Annotated in this window: 26 protein-coding genes; 7 read left to right on the top strand and 19 right to left on the bottom strand. The window is 39.5% G+C overall.

Annotated elements, in window-relative coordinates; all coding sequences use genetic code 11:
• Positions 1-348 precede the first annotated feature (348 nt).
• Both CLV25_RS08720 and CLV25_RS08715 read left to right on the top strand, forming a co-directional pair.
• On the top strand, positions 349-537 hold the full coding sequence (locus CLV25_RS08720) for a hypothetical protein (RefSeq protein ID WP_131839261.1): 189 nt from the start codon (positions 349-351) through the stop codon (positions 535-537).
• A 185-nt stretch (positions 538-722) separates the two neighbouring features.
• A complete protein-coding gene (locus CLV25_RS08715; RefSeq protein ID WP_131839260.1) occupies positions 723-1205 on the top strand; it encodes a ferritin in 483 nt (160 codons plus the stop codon).
• 95 nt (positions 1206-1300) lie between these two features.
• Here CLV25_RS08715 and CLV25_RS08710 read toward each other — a convergent pair whose 3' ends face one another.
• The 6 genes from CLV25_RS08710 to trxA (CLV25_RS08685) all read right to left on the bottom strand — a co-directional run bounded on the left by CLV25_RS08710 (position 1301) and on the right by trxA (CLV25_RS08685) (position 5101).
• Positions 1301-1579: a putative quinol monooxygenase gene (locus CLV25_RS08710; protein WP_131839259.1), complete on the bottom strand. Its 279-nt coding sequence runs from the start codon at positions 1577-1579 to the stop codon at positions 1301-1303.
• Positions 1580-1680: 101 nt separating this feature from the next.
• Positions 1681-2298 carry a hypothetical protein gene (locus CLV25_RS08705; RefSeq protein WP_131839258.1) on the bottom strand — a complete coding sequence of 206 codons (618 nt, stop codon included), beginning with the start codon at positions 2296-2298 and terminating at the stop codon, positions 1681-1683.
• Positions 2299-2312: 14 nt separating this feature from the next.
• On the bottom strand, positions 2313-3146 hold the full coding sequence (locus tag CLV25_RS08700; RefSeq protein ID WP_131839257.1) for a metallophosphoesterase family protein: 834 nt from the start codon (positions 3144-3146) through the stop codon (positions 2313-2315).
• 355 nt (positions 3147-3501) lie between these two features.
• Entirely contained in the window at positions 3502-3876 is a 375-nt protein-coding gene (locus CLV25_RS08695) for a hypothetical protein (protein ID WP_131839256.1), read from the bottom strand.
• A 522-nt stretch (positions 3877-4398) separates the two neighbouring features.
• On the bottom strand, positions 4399-4797 hold the full coding sequence (locus CLV25_RS08690) for a DUF302 domain-containing protein (RefSeq protein ID WP_131839255.1): 399 nt from the start codon (positions 4795-4797) through the stop codon (positions 4399-4401).
• A 4-nt stretch (positions 4798-4801) separates the two neighbouring features.
• A complete protein-coding gene (trxA, locus tag CLV25_RS08685) occupies positions 4802-5101 on the bottom strand; it encodes a thioredoxin (protein ID WP_131839254.1) in 300 nt (99 codons plus the stop codon).
• A 157-nt stretch (positions 5102-5258) separates the two neighbouring features.
• On the opposite strand from trxA (CLV25_RS08685), the gene CLV25_RS08680 reads away from it, so the two are divergent.
• The gene (locus CLV25_RS08680) at positions 5259-5954 is read left to right on the top strand and encodes a Crp/Fnr family transcriptional regulator (protein WP_131839253.1); all 696 of its coding nucleotides are present in this window, start codon (positions 5259-5261) and stop codon (positions 5952-5954) included.
• Positions 5955-6796: 842 nt separating this feature from the next.
• Here CLV25_RS08680 and CLV25_RS08675 read toward each other — a convergent pair.
• Together CLV25_RS08675 and CLV25_RS08670 are read right to left on the bottom strand one after the other, a co-directional pair.
• Positions 6797-7444, bottom strand: a complete 648-nt coding sequence (locus tag CLV25_RS08675) for a response regulator transcription factor (RefSeq protein ID WP_131839252.1) — start codon at positions 7442-7444, stop codon at positions 6797-6799.
• A gap of 58 nt (positions 7445-7502) precedes the next feature.
• A complete protein-coding gene (locus tag CLV25_RS08670) occupies positions 7503-10118 on the bottom strand; it encodes a sensor histidine kinase (protein ID WP_165877040.1) in 2616 nt (871 codons plus the stop codon).
• Positions 10119-10524: 406 nt separating this feature from the next.
• Between CLV25_RS08670 and CLV25_RS08665 the strand changes: the two genes are divergently transcribed.
• The 3 genes from CLV25_RS08665 (at position 10525) to CLV25_RS08655 (ending at position 12412) form a co-directional block, all read left to right on the top strand.
• Positions 10525-11538: a dipeptide epimerase gene (locus tag CLV25_RS08665; protein ID WP_131839250.1), complete on the top strand. Its 1014-nt coding sequence runs from the start codon at positions 10525-10527 to the stop codon at positions 11536-11538.
• A 254-nt stretch (positions 11539-11792) separates the two neighbouring features.
• Positions 11793-12158: a thioredoxin gene (gene trxA, locus CLV25_RS08660; protein WP_131839249.1), complete on the top strand. Its 366-nt coding sequence runs from the start codon at positions 11793-11795 to the stop codon at positions 12156-12158.
• Positions 12158-12412: a hypothetical protein gene (locus tag CLV25_RS08655; RefSeq protein WP_131839248.1), complete on the top strand. Its 255-nt coding sequence runs from the start codon at positions 12158-12160 to the stop codon at positions 12410-12412. Before trxA (CLV25_RS08660) ends, CLV25_RS08655 begins: the two co-directional genes overlap by 1 nt.
• 341 nt (positions 12413-12753) lie before the next feature.
• Here CLV25_RS08655 and CLV25_RS08650 read toward each other — a convergent pair whose 3' ends face one another.
• The 9 genes from CLV25_RS08650 to CLV25_RS08610 form a co-directional block, all read right to left on the bottom strand.
• Positions 12754-13338, bottom strand: a complete 585-nt coding sequence (locus tag CLV25_RS08650; protein WP_131839247.1) for a hypothetical protein — start codon at positions 13336-13338, stop codon at positions 12754-12756.
• A 167-nt stretch (positions 13339-13505) separates the two neighbouring features.
• Positions 13506-14129 (bottom strand): hypothetical protein, encoded by a 624-nt coding sequence (locus CLV25_RS08645; protein WP_131839246.1) that lies wholly within the window; start codon positions 14127-14129, stop codon positions 13506-13508.
• A gap of 167 nt (positions 14130-14296) precedes the next feature.
• Complete coding sequence (locus CLV25_RS08640; RefSeq protein ID WP_131839245.1) at positions 14297-14998, bottom strand: hypothetical protein; 702 nt, start codon at positions 14996-14998, stop codon at positions 14297-14299.
• Positions 14999-15199: 201 nt separating this feature from the next.
• Complete coding sequence (locus CLV25_RS08635) at positions 15200-15535, bottom strand: hypothetical protein (protein WP_131839244.1); 336 nt, start codon at positions 15533-15535, stop codon at positions 15200-15202.
• Positions 15536-15753: 218 nt separating this feature from the next.
• Complete coding sequence (locus CLV25_RS08630) at positions 15754-16863, bottom strand: tetratricopeptide repeat protein (RefSeq protein ID WP_131839243.1); 1110 nt, start codon at positions 16861-16863, stop codon at positions 15754-15756.
• Between the two features lie 165 nt (positions 16864-17028).
• Complete coding sequence (locus CLV25_RS08625; protein WP_131839242.1) at positions 17029-17730, bottom strand: hypothetical protein; 702 nt, start codon at positions 17728-17730, stop codon at positions 17029-17031.
• Positions 17731-17879: 149 nt separating this feature from the next.
• Entirely contained in the window at positions 17880-18377 is a 498-nt protein-coding gene (locus CLV25_RS08620) for a hypothetical protein (protein WP_131839241.1), read from the bottom strand.
• A gap of 12 nt (positions 18378-18389) precedes the next feature.
• Positions 18390-18935, bottom strand: a complete 546-nt coding sequence (locus CLV25_RS08615; protein WP_207895610.1) for a tyrosine-type recombinase/integrase — start codon at positions 18933-18935, stop codon at positions 18390-18392.
• Between the two features lie 426 nt (positions 18936-19361).
• Positions 19362-19988, bottom strand: coding sequence for a hypothetical protein (locus CLV25_RS08610; RefSeq protein ID WP_131839239.1), 627 nt, complete (start codon positions 19986-19988; stop codon positions 19362-19364).
• A 1108-nt stretch (positions 19989-21096) separates the two neighbouring features.
• On the opposite strand from CLV25_RS08610, the gene CLV25_RS08605 reads away from it, so the two are divergent.
• The gene (locus CLV25_RS08605; RefSeq protein ID WP_131839238.1) at positions 21097-22500 is read left to right on the top strand and encodes a DUF3858 domain-containing protein; all 1404 of its coding nucleotides are present in this window, start codon (positions 21097-21099) and stop codon (positions 22498-22500) included.
• Positions 22501-22630: 130 nt separating this feature from the next.
• On the opposite strand, the gene CLV25_RS08600 is transcribed toward CLV25_RS08605, so the two are convergent.
• On the bottom strand, positions 22631-23551 hold the full coding sequence (locus tag CLV25_RS08600) for an RluA family pseudouridine synthase (RefSeq protein ID WP_131839237.1): 921 nt from the start codon (positions 23549-23551) through the stop codon (positions 22631-22633).
• A gap of 275 nt (positions 23552-23826) precedes the next feature.
• Positions 23827-24861 carry a CobW family GTP-binding protein gene (locus CLV25_RS08595; RefSeq protein ID WP_131839236.1) on the bottom strand — a complete coding sequence of 345 codons (1035 nt, stop codon included), beginning with the start codon at positions 24859-24861 and terminating at the stop codon, positions 23827-23829.

Below are 24861 nucleotides of genomic sequence, written 5' to 3'. Positions count from 1 at the left end.
AATAGAAGCCTCTAAATTAACGAATAATTATATCGTTACTGCTTCCATTTATCGAATAAAGAATTATCTAACTCACAGAAGTTTCTGCTCAACCAACAAATTGTTAACACACATCAATTAGAGCCATTTAAAAAGCATCTAAAGAAAAACGATTACAATTTAAAACCTCAAACATCGTTTTCTCATACACTTTAAAGTCACATCAAATCAAATACAACAAATTGATTAGCAAAACGTTGATTTAACATTTTTATTTTGGTCAATTCATTTTTACGGATAGTTTTGCCAAACTGTTTTTTGAGATCAGCACTACAATTTTAAGAGCAACTAACTACAAACAACAAGACTATGGGCAACAATTATTCTGCATTACGAATTAAAGAGGCAATTGTAGAAAACAATTTGCAGCTAAATCTTGGAAATCTTCAATCGAATATATCGAAGTATATACCTAGGCTCGAACCTCAATGGATATACGGCCTTGTTAACGTAGAAGAAGCGGCATCTTTCGAGTTTGCTATACTCGAAGATCTCTAAAAAGAATTATGAATACTGGTTTGAAATAAAAATTAGTAGCAGTTTGTTAATCAGGTTAAGGGAGATGTGAATCTTCCCTTTTTCTTTTTACAACCACCACATCAATGCCGAATAGCAAAACACAAACCTATCATATTAAACATTTAGCCAAGTTAAACGTAGTATAATTATTAAAATCTACGACTATGATAAACAACAAAATGTTAGATGCACTAAACGACCAAATCAATGCCGAATTTTGGTCTGCATTCCTATATCTTTCCATGTCTGCGGACTTTGAAAGCAAAGGATTTGAGGGTTTTGCTCATTGGTTTAGGGTTCAATACAAAGAGGAATCAGAGCACGCTCTTAAAATTTTTGATTACATTAACGATCGAGGAGGAACGGTTAGGCTTCACGCCATTAAAGAGGTTACACAAACTTGGCCAACACCACTAGCAGCATTCGAAGACGTGCTAACGCACGAGCTAAAAGTAACAAGCCTAATCCATAATTTGATGGACATTGCCGTACAAGAAAAAGACTACGCAACCCAAAACTTCCTAAGGTGGTATATCGATGAACAAGTAGAGGAAGAAAAGAATGCAACAGCGATAATTGAAAAGCTTAAACGAGTTGGTGATGGAGGTGGACTTGTATATATCGATAAAGAACTAAAAAAACGGTAACCTACATGCTTCCTATATGTAAGGTAGGTAGAACTCTTTTCCAAAAGAAATCTACCTACCTTATTATGTAATCCATTCAAATTAAAGATCAGAAATCAGTAAACAAAACGCTCTACCTTAACATCTTTTGCTAATTCTCGCATCCGTGGGCTACCACTTTTGTAATGAGCGGTTTGTTGATGAGCCTTTAAAGCAGCTTCGCTCTCCCATGTTTCAAAAATCAACAACTTTTCATCATCGTTAGCGCATTCGTAAATATCGTATGCAAAACAGCCTTTCTCGAGTTGAGAGTTTACAGACAAATACATTAGCTGTTCAAGAAGTTTAGCCCTATTCTCCTCGCCTACAATCACCTGAACATTTACTCTTATCATAGCTTTCCGTTTTTATTAAAAAGGAAATATATCAAAACAAGTTTTACCATATATAGTCCTTTAACAAAGAATAAAATAGATGGGAGTTTCGCGCTCTGATCTTACAAAAAGGTGAATTTTACCCCAAACGAAAGATTGATAATATCCATTATGTTGAGGTAATCGTTATTTATAGCACTTATTATGTACAAATCGTTTGTATTAAACTCGTAGAATAACGATAAAGTATCTCCACTAAGATACTTTGAGAATCTAAACGTAATTGCTTCTCCTAAAAATACATTAAACCGTGTATTTAAGGCCCAAAAATAGTAGCCCTTAGGATAACGGTCTGGGAGCCTTTGCCAAAAATACTGTCCAAAAACTTTATTAATATAAAATCCCGCAGTAAGAGGCTCTAATTCGAACTTTTCTCCCAACGAAACACGAAAAGGCTTGTAGGTCTGCTTGAGTGTGAAAGTAATATGAGTTGGACTAACGTTAGTTTCTCGGATAAATCCCACAAAAGTATTTATCTCCCACCGACGCTTCTTCCCTAAATCCCATCCAGGACCCAATGACAAAAAGCCCATATCGCCAGCATACTGAATTTTTAGTTGAGTTGGAATAAGTTTACTCCATGCAGAAACATAGCTCTGCTTAAGATCCTTATCGATTTGTCCTCTCGAAGATGCACTTATAAGAACACCTATAGCTACTAATAATACAATCCTTTTCATTATCCAACACTAGGCTAAAAACGAACAACCTTGTACGTATAAAATCCCTTTGCAACAGTAAAAACCATATAGCTTCTGTCATGAATATCGTCGCACCCATAATAAATAAGGCCATCGCTAAAGAAGTCGTTTGACATTAAAACATGTGCATGAGCATGTATGCAGAAGAGAGGATTCTTAAACTTTAGGATTTGGGATTCGAAATAACTAGCAGTATTGTTGTTAAACTGAACATCAAATGGCTGAACATGCATTGCAACAACGGTTTGATCATAAACCCCATCTTTCCTTTGCTGTTCTTTTAAAAGAAACTCATAATCGGGAATTGGTGTAGCATAGTCAAATTCAAGCGCACAGGTATTCAGAAAAAGGAATTTGGTTCCCTTAAAAACAAATGAAAAATTATAATCCCCATAAATTGATCGATATACCTCCTTCCCATGTCCTAGAATATCATGATTGCCAAGTATCGCTACATAGGGCACCTTTAGCGTCTTTAATATATCATGCATCCACAAGTACTCTTTAGTCATCCCAAAATCGGTGATGTCTCCACCGTGTACTACAAAATCAATATCATCCCTCTTATTCAATTCTTTTACAAAATCTCTAGTTTCGTCGTACGATCGCTGAGTGTCCCCTATAAAGGCAAACCGAATAGTATCATCGCAAGATGATTGCCCTAAGGAGGCTATCCGCTCAATGCTTTTCTTGTTTAAGTTGGAGTATTTTTGGCTTAGAGAAACATCGTATGGGTGATATTCAATCATATCACAGCCAATAAAAAAGGTAGCAGCCAAACAAATTGCTGCATATCCTATTCTAATGTGTGTTTTAGAATACAGCATAGCTTACTTTGATCTTTACGGTTCGTTGATTTAATACAAAGTAAACTCTACATAAAACCTCAAGACTTGTAGGCATCTTTAAATTTCCTATCCAACTTTGCCTTTACCTACACTTTACCGGGACAAGGGTTTAATTCTCTAGAAAATATCCACTTACCATCATAAAAAGTAAAACAATGGAACTTTTGAACGTAGAAAATTCGGAAACAACAAAACAGCAAGAGTAGCCTCAATATAAAAAAGAATAGGGACCTCTCCCGAGGTCCCTACCCTACAAACTACTACAAACAAATCTATTATGAATATATGAATAAGTTTCTAACAACGTTACCGTTGCAGAACCTGTATTCTCAAACTATATGGTTGACAGATTCCATGGCGCTTTTACACCATTTTTAGTATAAACCTTATCAACCTTCACCTTTCCATTTACATTTAACTTAACAGTTGCAACTAGTGCACCATCTACCATTTCTACATTTACATCCTTTACTATCACCAAGTTTTCTTGAGTTGGGTCAAAAACCTGTAAAGTATTTTCAACCTCCTTTTGGTAAAGGATACGAAGGGGTAGCGATTTTCCGTCCTGATCAGATGCCATTAATGCTTTAACATCTTCGGCAAGAAGAACCTGACGCACCAAGTGACCTTCCAACGCATTGCTGTTCGCCTTTGCTGTATAAACCAAAGACATCAACGCTACAGCAACTAACAAAACTATCTTTCTCATTACACTACTTAAGCTTAAAAAAACGTTGCTAAACCTTATCTATTTCGTTACTGTCATGCAATAAAAACTCAAGCAAAAAAATTACACTTCAAAAGGCATTACAGAACTTTTTGTTTTATATTGCAATGCAAAGAAACAGTTTTTATTTCGATCTAAAACTCAAACAACTATGGATTAATAATCTTTAATACTGCTATTTAACCTCATAAAACCCTAACAAACAGCAAAAATGTCTTCATAATAATTTTTAAGTCAGAGCATTAATTTAACGTCATACTATTACCAAAACCAACCAATATCCACCCGAACAGCAATCCTTCTTAACAATAATTTCAACATAAAAGAGTAGTCCAAAGCTAAGCTCTTCATAAGAATATAATTACAAGTCCACAAAATAGCGAACCACCTTCACACGAGTTCCCTTTGCGCTCTTAAATCTCAACCAAAAGATATGCACACACAAAAAAAAGAATGCCCGCCTAAGATAGCAGACATTCTCTTTCTCATTTGATTCCTAAACTTCTACTGCTTTTCTGCTAAAGTACGGATCACCCGTTGCAACTTTTCTGCAACATCATTGGCAAGAGGAGCAAGAGCAGGATTACTTACCGATTGCATGGTGACCATGGGGTTAACTGCGGCTACAAACGTTACGTCTTCTTCCTTTTCTACAACTACTAAGTTACATGGAAGCAGAAGTCCTATCAATTCCTCCTCAGCAACTGCCTGATAAGCGTATGATGGCATACAAACTCCTAATATTGTGTATCTCTTAAACTCTTTACCTAGTGCTTCTTTAAACTTTTTGTCCATATCAACTTGAGATACAACACCAAAACCTTCTGCCTTTAGAGCCTCTATTGTTAATTGCATCGAATCACTAAAAGAGGCGCTTACTTTTGTTTGAAATGCATAGTTCATAAAGCTACTTATACTGGTTTATAACACTTAAAAGCTGTTGTTTGGGCAGCATCCCCGATTGACGCCACTGCACTTTCCCATTCTTAAACAATATCAGCGTTGGAACTCCCTTTACCTGGTATTCTGCAGCCACCTTAGGATTTTTATCTACGTCGACTTTTATAATGCGAACCATGTCTCCAACTTCTGCAGCAATATCCTTAAGAACAGGAGCCTGCATCTTACATGGGCCACACCATTCTGCATAGAAGTCTACTAATACTGGTCGTTCAGACCCTATAATAGTTTCAAAATTCGTCCTCATAGTTTTTCATTAATAGGATTATCCTTTAGTACAAAGGTATAGATTCAACAATGCTGAATGCAAAAAGTAGCCCCTGCTATTCGTTACTTCCAAAGCTGATATGGATCAACCTTTTTACTGATTTATTGTACATTTACAAAGTCAAAAAGAACCTACAATGAAAACTATCTTAGAAAACGACAACGAGTTCATATGCAACATACAGGCTCCGTGCTTCCAGAGACTTGCCAACGAAGAGATAGACCTAATTAGAAGTAGCAAAACACAAGTATTATTTCGTAAAGGAGAGAACCTGACCAAACAGGGTGCTTTTGCCTCTTACGTTCTCTTTATTATAAGCGGAATTGCCAAGCAACATATTGAGGGAGATGGTAATAAAAGCTATAGTCTAAGAATGGTAACTCCCGGAGAATTTGTAGGACTATCTTCTGTTTTCACAAAAAACATATACAGCTACTCAACAGTTGCCATTACCGACGTGCAGGCATTTTTGATAGAAAATAGCAGCATTATGAAGGTATCTCAAAGTAATGGAGAATTTGCCATAAGCATAATGAGAAGGTACTCCGAACAAAACGCTATGCTCTTCGACATTATTAGAACACTTATGTACAAGCAAATGAATGGAAGAATGGCCGAAACACTTCTTTACCTTAACGGCATAAGAGTTGACAATGCAGAGGTCTTCACCCTTCTTACCCGAAAGGATATCGCCGAATTCGCAGGAATTTCTACCGAGAATGCCGTAAAAATCCTCAAGACCTTCGAAAAAGAAGGGCTTATTGCCCTAGATGACAAAAATATAACCCTGCTAAAAATTGACGCATTAGAAGAAATCTCAAAGCATGGTTAATTTCAAGTACACAACTACAAATAAAAAAGCCGTTCTTAATAGAACGGCTCTAAATCAGCAGTCAAGCCAATATCCTCTTTTCTGTGATCTTGACACTTTACTATATATTGAATTCCCAAATTGACCAAAACAATAACTAGTAACAAAAAAATGAGGGCTCCTCAATATCCTCGATAATCTTTGACATATCGAGGAGCCATCTTTAATGATTCAAAACGAACAGCCTGAGTAGCATCAACGCTTGCCAGGATGTTATGAAATTATGTTGCTAAAATTATAAGTGAAGTCTACTTAAAACTTTTAAACTAAAAAAAGAATTCCCCTGAAAAGCACTTTTTATACTAAATCCCCTCAATGCTCTAGCATCCGCCAGCCTATGCTAAATAAATTTCTTAAAGGTTCGGATAACTCTCGGAGCTACTGTGCAAACTATACCAGCTAACAATAGCTCCGAGATAGTTTTCCCATAGAAAACGAAAATAAAACTTCCAACAGCCAATATAAATATGCCAAACCAAAAATCGCAAATGTAAAGTCCTGTGTACCTTTTTAAAGCACAAAGTACTTAAAGATAATCTTCCATTACGTCAAACAACCTTACAAGAGAAGATTAATAACAGGAATACCTTTCTCAGTATCCTTCACTAACCAGCCGTTCATCCCCTCCAACCGCAAGCCTAAAAGCATGCAGGGATGTTGCTCAATACCCAAACGAGGCTATCATGCATGGCTCAATCTTCAAGAGCAAAATAACCTCATTCACAACGCAAATAAAATAGTGCAAAAGCTCATTTAAAACAGACAAAACACCCATTTTCAAAGTGGGTGTTTTACGCCAATCGTCAATCCAAATCAACCAGCTTATGCTTAATGGCATACATAACCAATGCTACAGAATTCCTGCTGCTGGTTTTTTCGAGTAAATTGGACCGATGCCGATCGACAGTACGATGGCTTATGAAGAGCTTATCTGCAATATCGGCATTCGAATACCCCAAGCATATAAGCTTAAGAACTTCTATTTCTCTTTCGGTAATCGCTAGGTCTTTAGCTTCTTCATTATTCCTCCTATTTCTCCCAGAAATAACCCCAAGAAGAAGTTCTTGCGAAAAGTAGCTCCCACCGCGAAAAACAGTGCAAATAGCCTTTATCACCTCTTCGACTTCCGAATTTTTTAGAAGAAATCCTTTAACACCTGCATCAACCATTTTATCAAAATACTCTTCCTCGCCATGCATTGATAGCATTAGTATGGGGAGCGAAGGGTGTTGCTTTAGAGCTTCTTTAGTGGCCTCCATTCCGTTCATCTGTGGCATATTTATGTCCATCAGCACAACATCTGGCTGCACTTTTTCTAGAATTTTAAGAAAGTCTTTACCTGTGGATGCTTCATCAACAACCTCTATCTCCTCTGATTCGTCAAGAAGCATCCTTAGCCCTTTACGAAAGAGCGTGTGGTCGTCAACCAGAATAACTTTTATCCGTTCCATTTCACTTGTTTAATAGCAACTTATGTTAACCTAATAATTTTATTTACACCATAGTAGCTCAAGACGTCTTGATTGGCACCTCTACTGTAACCTTAACGCCTTTGCCCTCTTTTGACCAGAAACGAACAACCCCATTTATTGATCGAACTCTACTGGAGATATTCGACAAACCATGCCCCCCTTTGCCGGCCATGTCGGCAATAGAAAATCCCATCCCGTCATCAAGATAGTTCACCCTTAGGCTTCCATTCAACTCCAACACTTCAATAGAGATACTCGTTGCAGCCGCATGCTTAAGCGTATTATTTATCAACTCTGTTACAACACGATAAATTCCAACTTCTACAGGAATTGGATAACGATTAGCACCAAGCCTCAGATCGAACTCGATGCTTGGAGAATCGCTAATTTGCAAACGCTGAACAAAGCTCTTTAAGGCAACTTGCAAGCCAAAATCGGTCAGACTCTGAGGGCTGAGATTATTCGATATTTCTCTAATACTTTTAAGCGTTTCACTTATTGTTTCTTTAGCCAGCGCGTAAGCTTGCTCATGGCGCTCTTTGCTTCCTTCTTTGCCTAGTGCCGTTATATATAAATTAAGCGCCGAAAGTAGCGGACCAATAGTATCGTGCAAGTCCTTAGAGAACCGATGGCGCTCTCGCTCTTCTGCATCAATAACTGCATTCAGCACCTCTCTCTCAGCAACTTGACGATCTGTTATATCTCTTAAAAAGACCATCTTAACCTGTTTATCCTCAATAATAATATTGCTGATCGTTACCTCTACGGGGATCTCTCGCCCATCAGGTAGCGAAAGCGTATTCTCCGACTTATTCATGAGCAGGACATCGTCTTCCAAGTCACGTTTGAGCGGCAACAAGCGCTCAATTGATGATAGAAAAACCTTAAACGACCTAATGTCAGAATTGTCATTAAGACCTAGGAGTATCCTTGCCGAAGAGTTGTAATCTATGATATCGGCATTATCATCAAGAAGAACTATAGCCTCTGCTGCTTGCTCGTACAACGACCGCCAGCGCAGCTCGCTAGCCCTCAGTATTCGCTCGTCTTCTACAAGCTGCTGCTCGGCAATTTTTTGCTGAGTAATATCCGTATGCGTTCCAACAAAGAGTAACACACCATCTTTCCCATTCTCCATTATTTTACCACGCGATAAGTACCACTGGTAAAATCCCCCTTTTGCTCTAATTCGATACTCTTCTTTAAATAGCTGCCTTTTGTTATTTAAGCAATCTCTAATCGAACTATTTATGCGATGTAAATCATCGGGATGAATAAGGGAGCTGATTAAACTAGCCTCATTCTCTATCTCATGGGGAAGGTAGCCCAGCCGATCCCAAAACTTTGAGCTAAACAAGATTTCTCTTGTATTAACATTAAACTCCCAAAAGCCTTCGGAACTTGCATCCAGCATATTAATAAGACGCTGATGGCTTGCCTGAAGCATTTGGTGCGCGTGTTCCAAATTCTTGGTTCGTTCGCGAACCAGCTCGAGCAAATGATGCCTATGCTTTTCCAACTCAACGTTTTGGAGTACAATCTGCTCCTTTTGCTCCTCCAGCACTGCGTTTGCCTTTTGTACCTCTACGGTACGCTGCTCAACCCGCCTTTCCAACTCGTCATTTTGCCTTATTAGCTCTCGTTCGCGCCTTTTTCTCTTCGTATAGCTTACTAGTAGCGAACCAACCAATAGCAACAGTAAAATCAGCGAAGTATAAATAGAAATACGATGCCGTTCAAAGAAAGTTGGCGGCCTATTAATTATATTACTCCCTAACGGAAGGTCTTTTAGGTTTATACCAAACCGGCTAAGCTGGTTGTAGTCGAACTCGTAAAAGTTATAGCCAGTTCGCACAACGGGTAGGCTATCAGCTTTAACGCCATTTAGTATTTTAAGAGCAAGATCGCCAGCAAGGCGTCCCTGTTGAAAGCCACTAGTTAGCATCCCCCCAACAATTCCATCTCCTAGATAAAAGTTCCAGGTAGAATATACTGGCACTTTGGCTCTTTCTCTAATAAGCTGAATATTCTCATCGAACGATATATAGATTCCGTTCTTATCCTGCGTATAGTTGTTCAATAGAATTGCCTTCGATCCTCTAAGGCTTGCTACCTTATCGAGCATCTCGTTTAGCGTAGCATTTTTAAGAAACAAAAACTTAACTTTTGTTTTTAAGGCTGCTATTGCCTCTAAAGTCCTCTTCTTATTGGTTTCAGAAACAATCGAGAAGTTGTCGTCAACAACTAAAACGGTATCAAGTTTAGGATGAAGCTTCAGCATCATCTTAATTGTATGATAAAAATCGACCTCTTCTGATACCCCTGTAATATTGTGCATCCCTTTTAACAGATCGGGGGTGTACTGATTTACACCACAAAAGACTACCGGAATATTCGGATAGTAGATATCTCTATACTGCGTTATAAAGTTAAAGGCTATATCATCGGAAACAATAATGGCCTTAAACGGGATATTGTAGAGCTTACGCTTGTATAGCGAAAGCAGCTCTTTCATGTACTCTGGATGGAAATTACGCTTAGTGTCGAGGTACTCAAAGTGTATCTCGACATTCTTTCGTTTCAGCAATACTGATTGAATGCCAGCAGTTATGCTATCGGTCCAGTTCAGCCCTTGATGGTACGAATGGATCACGAGGACCTTTTGTTTCCTAGGAAATGCACCAGTATTTGTTGACAATAGCAACAAAACTATGATTCCCAGCAGATTCAACGCAACATAATTTCTCAGTTTACCCATTACGATTCCTAGTTGGATTTAGCAATGTAATGCATATTTCAGCTTGTTAATAATAGTAAAAAAATCAATACAAGTTAACATTACCATTAATGTTATTAGTTCTTTTTTGCAGTAAAATCGAATTTCCCCATTCCATCGCATTACACACCTTCCCAATTACGCCTCATCGAGCAGGGATTTTGTCATAGCACACGGTTCAACAGGTATTTTACCTATTTTTAGAAGCCGTAAGCGAAGAAATTTAAACGCTAAAAGCAAAGCACCTAATTCTCTGTTTTCTCAACCCGTTTGAAGCACAACAATGAAGCTCTCCTATCGCCCTTACACCCTCGAGCTGAAGCATGTATTTACAGTTGCAGCCAACTCGCGAACAACAACACCAGCGGTTCTGACCCAAATAACCTACGAAGGCTACACGGGATACGGCGAGGCCTCCATGCCACCATACTTAGGAGAGGATCCCCAATCTGTAATCCGCTTTCTATCGAAGGTAAATGTTGAGCAGTTTAACAATCCCTTTTGCATCGACGATATACTTACCTACGTTGACGCTATAGAGCCGGGGAACACTGCTGCTAAAGCATCGGTAGATATTGCACTTCACGATCTGGTTGGAAAGCTGCTTAATCAACCGTTATACCGCCTGTGGGGATACAACCCACAACAGTCGCCCTTTACATCGTATACCATAGGCATTGATAACCGCGAAGTTGTTATAGAGAAAACTCGCGAAGCAGCCCCCTACAAAATCCTTAAGGTTAAGCTCGGTCGCGATAACGACACCGAAATGGTACAAGCCATACGTTCGGTTACCGATAAGCCGCTTTACGTAGATGCCAACCAGGGATGGCACGATCGAAACGAGGCGCTGGAAATGGCCTATTGGCTTAAAGAAATGGGAGCCCTGCTGATAGAGCAGCCAATGCCAAAGGAACAGGTCGATGATATTGCCTGGCTAACCCAGCATAGCCCGCTTCCCATTATAGCCGACGAGGGTATAAAACGCTTAAGCGATTTGGTAAAATACCAAGGCGCCTACTCCGGCGTGAACGTTAAGCTTATGAAATGCACAGGACTGCGCGAGGCACAGCGTATGATTAGCTTTGCCAAGGCTGTAGGCATGAAGACAATGATTGGCTGCATGACCGAAACCTCCTGCGCCATATCGGCCGCAGCCCATCTTAGCATTGTAACCAATTTTGCCGATCTGGATGGCGCGCTGCTAATAAGCAACGATGCTTTCGAAGGGGTAACCTTTACCAACGGAAAGGTTACGCTGAACGACCAACCCGGAATTGGGGTTACTTGCCTTTAGATCGGTTATAGTAAGCCCCCTCCGATGGTATGCGATTAATCTTCAATAGGTGTTTCTTACTTCATCGTATAAAGAAAAGGAACACGTAGCAGACAACGGCCCTCCCTCTTTCAAGGCACACCACATCTCCTATTAGCACACATCACCCAAAAAGCTGATGCATGTCAACCCTATATTCTTACAGGAACCTTCGGCTGGCCCTATCTTTGTAGCCGTAGACAAACATTAAAAACGACAATCAAAAAAAACAGAATATGGCAAAGAACATCACCAGCCAAGATTTTAAAGACATGGTCTTTAACTACGAGGAATCGAAAGAGTGGAAATTCAAGGGAGAGCGTCCGGCAGTAATAGACTTCTACGCCGATTGGTGTGCACCCTGCCGCATGGTTGCCCCCATTATCGAAGAGCTGAGCAAAGAGTACGAGGGTAAAATAGACTTCTACAAGGTAGATACAGAGGCGCAGCAGGAGCTTGCCGGGGTCTTCGGCATACGAAGCATCCCTTCCATCCTCTTTATTCCGCTAGAGGGACAACCCCAAATGGCTGCAGGGGCACTCCCTAAGAACTCCTTTAAGGAGGCGTTTAAGGAAATCTTTAGCGTAGAGGTTGCAGAGTAATGGATAGGCTAGCAAAGCTTCTTCTAACAAACTGGCACATTGCCCGGCTGCTACAGCTGGCAATGGGGCTTACCAGCCTATCATACGGCATCTACATTAAGGATAGCATCTACATCTTTGTAGGCCTTATCCTTCTGCTGCAGGCTATCTTCAATATTTCACTTTGTGGAGCAGCCGGTTGCGGAACACCTTCGAGGCATTCGTCGGACAGCAAACCTCGTATAGAGGTACGAAAGTACAAGCCCAAGCGCTAACCGACAGAAAAGCATTCGTAAAAAAGGCCCCTAGCGTTTGCTAGGGGCCTTTACTTATTTTATAAAACAATTCTTTAAAAGGATTTTACAGGTAAGCAAAACGGCAAAAGAACCTAGCAGTACCACATCCTCTACCATTTACGACCATGCTTAAACCACCAATTTATCGGATTACGTTGATCTAACCGAAAAACCTATCCGCAAATCCCTTAATCGGAATAATCGGTGATACTGATATTGTATTCGCTCAGCCTGCACTGCGGCTGCTGCGGCGCTGTAAGCTACCGCCTACCACTTCACCCGCTTGTTGACTATACCGTGTGTTGTGTAGCGTAAATTTTTCAACTTACCCAGTTTCCTCTACAAAATATAATTCTCCATTTTCCATTTTTCCTTTCTAATAAATAAGTCAATCCGCCTCCAGTTGTGGGTCCACAATAAGTTTCAACATCTAATATCATTTTATTCCTGTCTTTTGAAATGATCGGCATTGATATTCTCATGAAGCATCGTGCATTGTACTTATCCATTAGGTAATCATATGTACCATAAGAACCATATTTTTTGAATAGTGATATCAAGACTGACTCACTTAATGTACGTTTAAATATTTTAGTAGAATCAAGAGTGTAATCTTTTAATGTATCTATTTGGTTATACATAAAATCAATATCAGTAGAGTCTAGTAATTTGTCCTTATACAAACTAATTATAAAATCTTTATTATATGTAATAAAATTCATAGGAGCAACCATGTCGTTACCCTTATGAACTTTCTTAAGTTCTAAGATCACAATATCTGCATCGTAATTGTTAAATCTTAGCATTTCATCAATTACTTCGTATAAGTCATCGTACTTATCCTTGTCCTTTTCTGTACAACTTATCATTATTAATGATAATAATACTATTATAATAAGTCTCATATCATCATCTATTTTTTATGCCACACAACGTTTGGCGGTATGGGCAACAAGCGCCTGCGGGCTTCCGTTCTCTCAGCCTGCACTGCGGCTGCTGCGGCGCTTTAAGTTTCCGCTTACCACTTCACCCGCTTGTTGACTATACCGTATGTTAGGGGCAGTAATTTAATTCATCTTATCCATTTTGTTTCACTTCCAATTATAGTCCATTTATTCCTTTTTTTCTTTAAAATGTATGTTATACCATGGCCACAAAGATTTCCACAATAATAGTTTATATCAAATAATATAGTGTTCATGTCTTTTGAAAAAACAGGCTTAGACACCATTACATACCCAGAAGTGTTATATTGTTTCTCCATTGCCATTGCTTCATCTCCATGAAAGTTGTCAATTACATTGAAAAGGACTTTTGCATCTACTAGCATGTTTTTCACCATCTTCTGTTCAAGTTTGATTTTTTTTAATGTGTCAATTTGGGAATGCATATAAACTACATCATTACTATCAATTATACCCCTGCGATAAATATCTAAAAAAAATGATTCGCCGTACGAAACAGTAAACTCAGGTATTTGCAAGCGTATTATATTAGTATCTCCTTTATCATCAATGTATTTCTCGAAATAATCTTTGCTCTCCGTTTTTAGAAGATTGCTTATGATAACCCTTCCTTTATAATTTACTCTTAGAACTTCGTTTAATGCGGCATAAAACTCATCATACTTATTTTCACATTGAGTCTCACACGAAACACTTGTAAGAAAGAGAAGAAGTATTACAATGACTTTCATTTTTTCTTTTCTTTTATTGCCCCTAACGGACGAGGCTATAAGCAGTTGGGGATTACGTGGACGCTTCCCTATCAACCGTGCAGAAAGCTTGCAAGCGAGAGCGACGCACGCCCAACCACTTAAACCCCAATTTCTTATGAGCCTGTGTTAGGCGTTGTAATTATTTATTATTTAGGCATAAATCGACTATGATCCTCTTTATTTTCAACTTTCTTAACTATATGCACTCCTCCAATCTTATAAGCAAGACTCAGTGGAATCCGTTTGTCCTTAATAAAGAAGTCGCCTTTATCAAATCTTACAATTCTATCATCGACAAGAAAATAATATTCCCCACTTTGACTAAGTATGCTAATATTATTCTCAACTAAATCAACAAAATTGATAAATTCAATAATATTCTCATTAGCCAATTCTTTAATAGTAATATCCTTACCACCTCGGTTTCCCCAAATCTTATCTCCCATACCAGGCATTCCGAACCAAGGTATTGCTTTAGCACTCATAAATTTAATGTACGGCGACTCTTTAATAATTACAAAGAATTTTTTTTCATATTCTTCGAAAAAAGGGGGTAAAGATTTCTTTTCAAATGGTTCCTCGGCTTTCCAAAAGTAGATCGCTTGATTTTGCCATGTCGGATCATTAATGTTTTCTTCCTTCATTTTAGAATCCCAATAATGCATGAACAATTGAGTTTGCATTAATTTTAAGGGAGATTTATCAAGAAGATCTTGCAATTCAGGAGATAATTGTCTAAGGATTTTATAACCTGTATTATCCTCAAATGCTACAAACTTCTCTCCTTTTTTCAAGGTTGTAGTCGAGTCCATTTTAGAGTCCTTTTTACCAAATAATCTTTCAAACATAGAGCTTATTTTAATTCATTTTTTACACTTAGGAGCAAGTTTCATTTATAACGTCTAACGTTTGGCGGTATGGGCAACTAGCGCTTGCGGGCTTCCGTTCTCTCAGCCTGCACTGCGGCTGCTGCGGTATTGTAAGTTTCCGACTACCACTTCACCCGCTTGTTGGCTATACCGTGTGTTAGCAATAGCCGTTTTATCACATTAATGTTTTATCTCTTTAATTTCAAACTCAGTTACAAGACTATCACTGTTGATATTAAACTCCAGATACTTTACATATACAGGATCAATATCATGCCCGTAATCAACTCTGATATTATAATAAAACAAACAACTGTCTCCTACCGTTTTTCCATCAGGTTTTCCAATTAAGGATCTGAGTTGTCTGAATGAAATTCCTTTAAGTTTATAATTATGTGTCAGGTCATTCAGCATTCTATCTCTGTATGAATAGTTAGCGAGATCGTCTTTCTGCTCCCATCTTTGCTTTTCAAATCTAATGTCATTGCTACAGGAAGAAATTAGTCCTATTATCATAAAAATAATGATGTTGAACTTAAAATTATTCATTTCTGTCTTCATGTATAGATGGTTGTTTGTTTATCTATTCGGTTATTGCTAACGTTTAGCGGTATGGGCAACAAGCGCTTGCGGGCTTCTGTTCTCTCAACCTGCACTTCGGCTGCTGCGGCGCGGTAAGCTACCGCCTACCACTTCACCCGCTTGTTGACTATACCGTGTGTTAGCACCAGTTTTTATTTCATGTACTTTTCAAACAATTTAATTGCAGCCGATTTTAAGTCATCATATTTTAAGTCATCACTGAATCCTATTCCTGAATTATAATGTGTATCCCCTTTATTAGCACACAGTAAATATTTTGGGCCACCCAATTCAATAGATATTGGAGAAAATTCCGTTTGGACTCTTAATATAATATCACCCGCATTGTTAATTACATAAAATAGATGTTTATTGTAAATTTTACCTTTATTGACATTTTCATAACGCTCAAAAACCTGAATCAAAAAGTTATCCCATTTAAATTGGTCAAAGCAAAACATATCTTTCATATTGTCTTTTAGTTCTCCTTTATCATGAGCTTTATATAGTTTGTCTTTGTATAGCTTTGCCTTATCATATTCTTTGCGATGATAGTAAACTTGAATAAGTTTTGCGTAAGAATGATAATCAGTTGAATCTAATTGGATAAGTTCAATAAAGGCTGGCTCTGCTTTGTCATAATTTCCTTTTAGTGATTCAAGTAGACCAATATTAAATAGGGCATTAATGTATAAATCGGATTCATTGTCGATTTTTGATTTAGCAATGTAAAATGCGTCTAATGCCTTTTCATTTTGCTTTGTATCATAATAGATTTGTGCTATCATTGAAAAAGGCCTCTCTTGACAATTTTTTTGTTCTGTAGCTTTTTTATATGATTCGACTGCTAAATCATAATTTTCGAGTTGATAATATGAGTCGCCTAGTCCACTATAAAATTCGGCATCATTAGGTTTTAATTTTATTGCTATTTGAAAACACTTTATTGCATCGTTATATTTGCGCATATAGTTTAATGTGGAAGCCTTAATGTAATAAGGTGCTGGGTCTGTTGAATCTTTAGTTATGGACAAGTCCATAAATTTAATGCAATTGTTATCATCTTCTTTCATGTAGTATGCTTGTCCAATGTAGTATAAAGCCTTTGCTGAATACTCCTTAGCATTTGAAGCATACTGTTCAATTATCTTATCAAACTGTTTGCTGTCCGATAAAGTCTTTAGTTCATCGGTAATTTTATCTTGAGCAAAAACTGTCAACTTAAAAATTACCAAAATGATTATCGTAATGATTTTATTCATAGTTGTCGTCGTTTTTTTAAATTGGTGCTAACGTATGGCGGTATGGGCAACAAGCGCTTGCGGGCTTCCGTTCTCTCAGCCTGCACTGCAACTGCTGCGGCGCAGTAAACTACCGCCTACCACTTCACCCGCTTATTGACTATACCGTATGTTACAAGTAGTTTTTTATTCATAATACTTTATTAGTCTAGTTTTAACCAAACTAGCATTCTTGTCAGAATCGTTAAACTCAATTCTTTTCGTCCAATTTCCACATTTGTCATATTCAATGTATTTAATTTTTACAATATTAATATTTTGTTTTTTATCAAAACTATTTTTCGTCTTGATCTCAATATCTTGACCATTATTGTCGATTTTATAAATCCACTCAGAGATGAGCTTACTTTTTACATTTTCAGACTTCTGCCAAACTGTTTTATTGTTTACAATTTTCGTCCATGATTTTGATTCAATATCTTTATTATCTGCATTTATTGTTTTAAAATATGCAATACTATCCTCTTGATTTACACAGATATTCTCATATATTTTCTTTCCTATATTGTTGTATTGTATAGAAAATATTCCTTTATTATCATCATTATTATAATTATACAACACCTTAGAAAGCAATATGCTATCCTTATTTAAATATACAACAGAATCAACCACCCCATTTCTGTTAAAATACTTATTCGAGATAAAACAATAGGGTTCTTTAGTATCAATTGTATAATTCCAATCTTTAGCAAGGGTAACTTTCTCTATTTTCTCAGAAACATATTCAACATTACCTGTTAAACCATATGTTTTCGTTGTGGTAATCAACATTTCAGAGCTTTTACTACTCAGAATAAATCCTATCAATACAATTATGTGTTTCATTTTTAAAATTACTTGTAACGTTTGGCGGTATGGGCAACAAGCGCTTGCGGGTTTCCGTTTTCTCAGCCTGCACTACGGCTGCTGCGGCGTAGCAAGCTATCACTTACCACTTCACCCGCTTGTTGACTATACCGTGTGTTAGCGGTAGGCTATTTATTTTTTGTGCTGTCTGGATATTCAATCCATACACCAACTCTATGTTTCCAATTCTCTTTATCAACTTTCACTAGTTTTGCTCTACGTTGTCTTTTCCCGTTTTTTAAAATTGGAATCAAACAATTTCTTCTGATAAGATATCTCCTTGTAATATTCTCATTTTTATCGTAGATAATTGGAGATGATGGAAGAAATGTGGTATCTATCCCGTGAGCATATAATTCAGCGTTAGGAGATTTAACTGTGTCATATTTTGGTTTAATGTCAAGAATTATAATGTTTTTGTGTTTATGATATTTACCTGACAATTCCTCAAATACTAAGTCTCCACAATAATTCCAATAAAATGTTGAATCATTATAAAGAGCAATTTTTGTCCTAAAAAAGTTAAGTTCTAACTTCGGTGTCCAATAATAGCCAACAAAGTCTTGTGACATTAAAAGACTAGGCAAAAAAGACAATCCGAATATTAACAAACTAAGTTTTTTCATCTTTGCTTACCGCTAACGGTAGGCGCTATGAATTGTTGCCGCATTCAGGGTGCACATCATGCCGTTAGGCTCTATGCGGCAATGATTTATAGCGCCTGTTGTACGGCTGCTCTTATGGCCCAGCAGCTCCTGGATGTACCTTAAGTCGGTTCCCGATTCGAGCAGATGGGTTGCATAGCTGTGCCGCAACCAGTGCAAGGTAGCAGGTTTGTTAACATTCGCCAAGTTTAAGCTAAACTTTAACACTTTTTGAAGGCTTGTCTCCGAGTAGGGCTCGCCAGGCTCCTGCCCTTCAAACAGCCAAACCTTTGGCCGATACGCCTTGTAGTACTCCCGGAGCATGCCAATTACCTTATCCGATATGGGAACCATCCTATCCTTTTTGCCCTTTGCATAGAGGATTACGAGCATGTGCCGCTTCGAGTCGATGCTGCTAGGAGTAAGCGCTAGCAGCTCACTGCGCCTTAGCCCGCAGGCGTATATCAGGCTAAGCATGGTGCGGTGCTTTAGGTTGGGCGATGCGCTGAGTATGGCCGCCACCTCCTCCTTGCTCAGCACGTTGGGCAGCTTGTGCTCGGGCCTTGGCCGCTCCAGCTTCGAGCCTCGAATGGTTTATTGCTGAAACAACAGCCTATTCCTACTTTTTTGTTTGAGCAAAAAAGTAAGGAGAAGTACGTTTTATTGTAATAAAGGAAGTTAGATGCTTAACTTAATGACATTACCCTCCAAGGGAGGAGATAAGCAGCTTCAATCATGCGAAGGCACTTGACATCTGTGCTTCCCTTTCTAAAACATAGTACTTACAACTCTCAGCTTGACGGCTATGGGTTCAGCCTCAACCAAACAAGGCAATACCATCCAAAGAAATTGGAGCTTCGTAAGCAAAGCAATGGCTAGCTAGCTACCCAACAAAAAAAAAGCGGATACCGTTGGGTACCCGCTCCTTAATGCTGATGCTAGTAGGTGGAAGAATGCTACAATGCCCTAGCGGGCAATGATACGTAGTGTTTCGCTGAACACGGGCTTCTGATCGCTACCCTGGTAGGCGCATCGGCAGTAGTATTCAACACCACGGGTAAATCCGGTAATGGTTACCTTACGTGTAGTCGACACTACCGATTGCCACGAAGCGGAATCGGCCTGCGCCGCAGGAGCAGAACTAAAGTAGAACACATAAACGCGGGCTTCCTTACAAGCCGCTACCGAAAAGATTAGCTCCCCATCGTTTTTGCCGTACTCAACCTTAAAGTCGGTTGGCCTATCGGGTTGCTTACCCCTCTCGGGATCCTTAATCAAGGTAAAGCCGGTTGTGGCCAGCTTTGCACGGTCGCCGTTAGCCTGAATGCACAGATCTAAAGCCAGATCGTCGAGCAGCGATGTTAGCTCGGCTTTCGATTCGTTTTTCTGAATCGTATCCAGCTTCGAACCATCCTTGCTTTTACCAAGCTTGGTTTGGTAGTCGGTAAGCTTAGCACGTACCGTATCCAAGCGCTCGGTTGTAAGCGTAAACAGCGCATTTCCCTTAAGGTTTTGTAGTACGTTTTCGGTAAACGGTATTACGTCGTTATCCTTAAGGGACCCATGACTAATTATGAGTTCAATTTTTTTCATACGAAAAAATTTTAGGGTTAGATATTACCAGCATGTTCTGAAACTATACTTTCTTTTGCTATAGTATCAAAATACATGTTAGCATCATAAAAACTCATATTAATTACATAGATAATGCTACGCTAGCATCAGCACTATAAAGTTAAATACTAATTATTATATTTTTTTCAAAAAAGCACAACTTTTTTTATAAGTGGTCGAATTTTGCCGATAAGTGGTCGATTTTTAGGGATAAGTGGTAAGGTAAAAGATAAAACCATCACCATTTTTTACTGTTTTTTATTCAACACATAGCATCTCGACATATAAATGGAATAGAACCTATACGTTTTGTAATAAAATCGATTTATTATGGAGCAAAATGTATCGGTTGTGCTTCATCTTGTATCCAAGATGAAGCATTTTGGATACAAGATGGAGCATCTCGAATACAAAATGCCACAAACCAGGTCAAATATAGGCATGCACAAGCATAAAATATATCAAACTTTACCATTTATACCATAAAAAGCATACAAAATGGAGCATTTTGAATACAAGATGGAACAAAATGGATACAAGATGGAGCATCTTTAATACAATATGCTTCATCTTTAATACAAGATGAAACAAAATGAATACAAAATGCTCCATTTTTTGCCTACAAAAACCATTCAGCTACTTACTGTTAATACTAAATAAGCTATCATATAGCTATATTACTGCATTTTAATACAACTATAAAGATCAAACCATTCAACAACAAATGATTTAGCTAAACGTATGTTAACTATTAGCAACTAGTATAAGTAGTGTTATAAACATGATGCATATTCTAGGCTTAAGCAGCCTATATATGCAATCGTATAGGGCAAATATATGTAGAGTAATTTGCCTTACTATATCCGATATAATTGCATTAGTATTGATAGTTATTCTACATTGATTAATGCATATTATTACAGCTGCTAGCTGCTGATTTATGGCAGATGTTGGCTTTGGCCTATCCTTTCGCTACGCCATCGATCCAGTATTATTCTGAAAATAAATCATACGCACAACAGTTGCCAAATACGTCTTTCCATGCGGCAAAGCGCAAAGTGTTTCCAATCATTTAATCGAAGATGAAATGGCAGTTCAGCATTCATCTGTTAAAATCGAGTACCCTTCAAACCTTGACGTTCGCTATAAAACCTATAATATTAAGGGAAATGTTATCGCAAACGAAGCCAATGGCATAAAAACAATTTACTACGCGGTAAACAACCTTAGGCCAATAGAGCACGAGATAGCATCGCCAGAACTCGAATCCTATACCCCCATGATAAGATTTGCCACCGATAAGCTAAACTACGATGGCTTTACCGGCAAGCAATCAACATGGGACGAATTCGGATCGAGCATCTTTAGCCTTTATAAAGGGCGCGATGAGATTAGTCCCGCCCTTCAAGCACAGCTTGCTCTGCTGCGCGGTAAGCCTCTAAACGAAGTTGCAGAAGCCATTCGTAGCTATCTCGACAAAAACACCCGCTACGTGAGCATTCAGCTCGGAATTGGAGGTTGGCAGCCCTTTAAGGCTGGGGTGGTTGAGCGTACCGGATTTGGAGACTGTAAGGCCCTCGCCAATTTTGCGTATGTTCTTTTTAAGCAGGCCGAGGTCACAGCCTACCTAACTCTAATACACGCATTCAGCAACAACGGGCACATCGATCGCTCGTTCCCACAAAACTACTTCAACCACGTTATTCTTTGCATCCCCAACAACAAGGATACCCTTTGGATGGACTGCACCTCTCCGGAGAAGAATCTCGGCTTTCTCCCATCGGGCGATAGCGATTGCGATGTTCTTCTTATATCAGAAGCAGGCGGAAAGCTGGTTAGGACGCCGAAGTATAGCAACCGCCAAAACGTGCAGCAACGCAGCATCCGTTTCGACATCGACAGCCAAGGAAATATCAACGGAAAAATTAGAACCGAGGCAAAGAATACGATTGGCGAACAATACTTTAAAAGGCTAAAGGCAAGCGCCGAAGATCAACGAAAGGATATCCTGGAAGAGCTACCCTTCTCCAATCCTATTCTGACCAACATTGCCTACAAGAATACGAATACGCCCGAGATGAATATAGAGGAGAGCTACTCGCTTAGCGCCAACAAGTACGGCTCTGTTGTTGGAAAGCGTATCTTTATTCCTATAGTTGCACTCGAAAGGACCAGTATTCTTCCTAAAATAGAAAAACGACAGGCAGATATTGAGATAGGAATAGGTTCTACAAGCATAGACACACTCGAATATAAGATACCTTCCGGCTTTAAGCTTGAGGCGCTTCCTGCTGAAACTAATGTTGCAACCGACTTTGGCAGCTACAAGCTCTGCTGTAAAGCGGAAAATGGAGTGCTTCGGGTAACAAGGAGCATACAGCTAAACGAAGGAAAGTTTCCTGCATCGAGGTATAACGAGATGTACGACTTTTACAAAAAGATGAGCGCAGCCGATAATAGCAAAGCAATTCTAATAAAAGAGGAGAACTAGCCATAAGCGTCAAAATAGAAGGAGGGCCGCAAAGTAATTCTTTGCGGCCCTCCTCTTACTATCGTTTCCCAAAGCATTCAATACTCAATCGTCTTCTGTATCTTGTGTATTGTGTATTGAGAGTCTCTCCCTACCTAAAAAGATCGGTAAACTGACGAGGAATACGCGACTCAAATCGGTGCTTTTGACCGGTTATGGGATGTACAAACTCTAGAATATGTGCATGTAAGCCAAGGCGCTCGAAAGGGCTTTTTACACCTCCATACTTCTTATCGCCAACAATGCTATGCCCCAAATCCTTCATATGAACGCGGATCTGGTTCTTACGCCCGGTATCGAGTGTTGCCTCTAGCATGGTATACTGAGATGCTCGGTGCAGTACCCTGTAGTAGGTTGTAGAGCGTTGTCCGCCGTTTGGTGTAAAGCTCGACTTCGTTTCAAAGGCATTACCATCGGTAAGCCAAGTGGTAATCTGGCCCTCGTTCTTCTCCACCTTTCCACCAACAACCAGCACGTAGCGACGATCGGTAACAGCATCGTTCCAGTTTCGCTGCATTTGCTCCTGAACCTCCTTACTCTTGGCAAACATCATAACCCCGGAGGTGTCCCTGTCGAGCCTATGGAGTACAAATATCTTGTTGTGCTCACTTGCCGATTTTACGTAAGCCTTTAGTATAGCGTAGGCCGTCTGCTCGCGCTCACGATCGGTTCCTACCGAAAGCAGCCCGGCTTTCTTATCGACAACAATAAGATGCTCGTCTTCGTAAACGACTTTTAGCAAGGGATGGGTTAGCTTCTCGGGTACAAATCCGGTGTTAATGGTAACCACATCGCCAACCGAAAGCGGGGTGGTATCTACAGCAACCTGCACATCGTTTACGGCCACCTGACGGTGCTTGAGCATCGACTTAACCGCCGATCGGCTTTTCCCTGAATGTATTTGCTGGATGAATGAAAGAATATTTGTCGGTTCCTTTACCGTGTAAACCTGAATGGTGGATTTTGCCGTTGCCTTGTCCTTCGCAGGATTTTTACGAGCCTTGCTTGTCATACTTGCTGTTGATGTTATTTAAGGTACAAAGGTAGCAGAAAAGCTGCAACTTCTTCAAACTCGGTGTCGCTCCCAATATTTCACCTTTAAGATTTAAGAAACGTCCCCCATATCCGCTGATTAAACGACGGCGATCAAGTTCCAAAACCTCTAGCAGCCATCTTCTATAATCACCATAGCGAAGCTGAAAAAAATTGGCTTCGCCACGGTTCTGTTAGAACGAGGACTATCCGATCGGAGTCCCTAGTAGGCTACACATCCAAAAAGGAGGAGCATCATTCTTTCGAGCAAGCCAAATCCTCCTTTACCAATAGCATCGAAAGCGCTGCGCCTATCTCTTCTCTCTGGATATGCTTCCCAATAAACACAATGCGGCTTTCTCTTGCCTCGTCCTCCTTCCAGGCCTCGCCCTCCTCTAGCATAAAGGCGCCACGAACCGAATGGAAGATCACCCTATTGGCATGGTTGGCAAAAGAGAGTATCCCCTTTACCCTAAAAACCTTAGAGCTGCTAAAGTAGAAGAACGACTCCATCCACAACGAGAATCGGTCGAAATCGAAATTGCCCTCAAAGGAGTAGGCATGCGACTGGATATCGTGCATCAACGCCTTTTTGGCCAGGGTTGCCGTAAAACCGCCCATCTTGGAGAGCCCCTTTAAGGGCACTACGTTAGCAAACTTAAGCGTCGACTGCTCAATCTGCCTCCCGGTAAAAGCGTTTATACCGAGCATATCGATGCTGCCGATTTCGCCAAACGATGTTGCATGCAGCAACGCCGATGGATTAAAACGCGACATAACCAGCTTTACAGAATCTAAATAGCCCGGTGTAACACAGTCTACCTTATTGATGATTATAACATCGGCCATTACCAGCTGGCGCGATGCCTCCTCCTGCTCTTCTAGCAGCTCCTCTATTATTGGCGCATCCACTACGCAGATTACAGCATCAATGTCGAAGTTGTCGGCTACCTCTGGGGCCGCAACAAAAGCCTTTATAACGGTGAGCGGATCGGCAATGCCGGTTGTCTCTACAATCAGCCTGTCGAAGCGGCCTCGAATACGTAGCAGCTCTTCTAGGGTTGTATACAAATCGTCGTTCATCGAACAGCAAATACAGCCATTCGATAGCTCGAAAACGTTTCCCTTATCGGCACCAACAACAAGTTCGGCATCTATGTTGATATCGCCAAACTCGTTTTCGATAATGGCGAAACGGGTGTCGTTATACTTTTTAATGATACTATTCAAAAGGGTGGTCTTTCCCGAACCCAAAAAGCCAGATATAATGGTAACAGGGATTTTGCTCAT

Origin of the sequence: Acetobacteroides hydrogenigenes, from assembly GCF_004340205.1 — a bacterium.
GTDB lineage: Bacteria > Bacteroidota > Bacteroidia > Bacteroidales > ZOR0009 > Acetobacteroides > Acetobacteroides hydrogenigenes.
Note: the sequence above shows the minus strand (reverse complement) of the source record. Positions and strands in the feature narration are given on the sequence as shown.

Excerpts from the sequence above, each read along its gene's own strand:
- CLV25_RS08655 (WP_131839248.1), top strand. The coding sequence starts at position 12,158 with ATGGATAGGCTAGCAAAGCTTCTTCTAACAAACTGGCACATTGCCCGG.
- CLV25_RS08645 (WP_131839246.1), bottom strand. The coding sequence starts at position 14,129 with ATGAAAGTCATTGTAATACTTCTTCTCTTTCTTACAAGTGTTTCGTGT.
- CLV25_RS08710 (WP_131839259.1), bottom strand. The coding sequence starts at position 1,579 with ATGATAAGAGTAAATGTTCAGGTGATTGTAGGCGAGGAGAATAGGGCT.
- CLV25_RS08605 (WP_131839238.1), top strand. The coding sequence starts at position 21,097 with ATGGCAGTTCAGCATTCATCTGTTAAAATCGAGTACCCTTCAAACCTT.
- CLV25_RS08695 (WP_131839256.1), bottom strand. The coding sequence starts at position 3,876 with ATGAGAAAGATAGTTTTGTTAGTTGCTGTAGCGTTGATGTCTTTGGTT.
- CLV25_RS08700 (WP_131839257.1), bottom strand. The coding sequence starts at position 3,146 with ATGCTGTATTCTAAAACACACATTAGAATAGGATATGCAGCAATTTGT.
- CLV25_RS08715 (WP_131839260.1), top strand. The coding sequence starts at position 723 with ATGATAAACAACAAAATGTTAGATGCACTAAACGACCAAATCAATGCC.
- CLV25_RS08620 (WP_131839241.1), bottom strand. The coding sequence starts at position 18,377 with ATGAAAAAACTTAGTTTGTTAATATTCGGATTGTCTTTTTTGCCTAGT.
- CLV25_RS08675 (WP_131839252.1), bottom strand. The coding sequence starts at position 7,444 with ATGGAACGGATAAAAGTTATTCTGGTTGACGACCACACGCTCTTTCGT.
- CLV25_RS08640 (WP_131839245.1), bottom strand. The coding sequence starts at position 14,998 with ATGTTTGAAAGATTATTTGGTAAAAAGGACTCTAAAATGGACTCGACT.
- CLV25_RS08665 (WP_131839250.1), top strand. The coding sequence starts at position 10,525 with ATGAAGCTCTCCTATCGCCCTTACACCCTCGAGCTGAAGCATGTATTT.
- CLV25_RS08680 (WP_131839253.1), top strand. The coding sequence starts at position 5,259 with ATGAAAACTATCTTAGAAAACGACAACGAGTTCATATGCAACATACAG.
- CLV25_RS08650 (WP_131839247.1), bottom strand. The coding sequence starts at position 13,338 with ATGAGACTTATTATAATAGTATTATTATCATTAATAATGATAAGTTGT.
- CLV25_RS08600 (WP_131839237.1), bottom strand. The coding sequence starts at position 23,551 with ATGACAAGCAAGGCTCGTAAAAATCCTGCGAAGGACAAGGCAACGGCA.
- CLV25_RS08610 (WP_131839239.1), bottom strand. The coding sequence starts at position 19,988 with ATGAAAAAAATTGAACTCATAATTAGTCATGGGTCCCTTAAGGATAAC.
- CLV25_RS08690 (WP_131839255.1), bottom strand. The coding sequence starts at position 4,797 with ATGAACTATGCATTTCAAACAAAAGTAAGCGCCTCTTTTAGTGATTCG.
- trxA (WP_131839254.1), bottom strand. The coding sequence starts at position 5,101 with ATGAGGACGAATTTTGAAACTATTATAGGGTCTGAACGACCAGTATTA.
- CLV25_RS08720 (WP_131839261.1), top strand. The coding sequence starts at position 349 with ATGGGCAACAATTATTCTGCATTACGAATTAAAGAGGCAATTGTAGAA.
- CLV25_RS08595 (WP_131839236.1), bottom strand. The coding sequence starts at position 24,861 with ATGAGCAAAATCCCTGTTACCATTATATCTGGCTTTTTGGGTTCGGGA.
- trxA (WP_131839249.1), top strand. The coding sequence starts at position 11,793 with ATGGCAAAGAACATCACCAGCCAAGATTTTAAAGACATGGTCTTTAAC.
- CLV25_RS08705 (WP_131839258.1), bottom strand. The coding sequence starts at position 2,298 with ATGAAAAGGATTGTATTATTAGTAGCTATAGGTGTTCTTATAAGTGCA.
- CLV25_RS08635 (WP_131839244.1), bottom strand. The coding sequence starts at position 15,535 with ATGATAATAGGACTAATTTCTTCCTGTAGCAATGACATTAGATTTGAA.
- CLV25_RS08625 (WP_131839242.1), bottom strand. The coding sequence starts at position 17,730 with ATGAAACACATAATTGTATTGATAGGATTTATTCTGAGTAGTAAAAGC.
- CLV25_RS08630 (WP_131839243.1), bottom strand. The coding sequence starts at position 16,863 with ATGAATAAAATCATTACGATAATCATTTTGGTAATTTTTAAGTTGACA.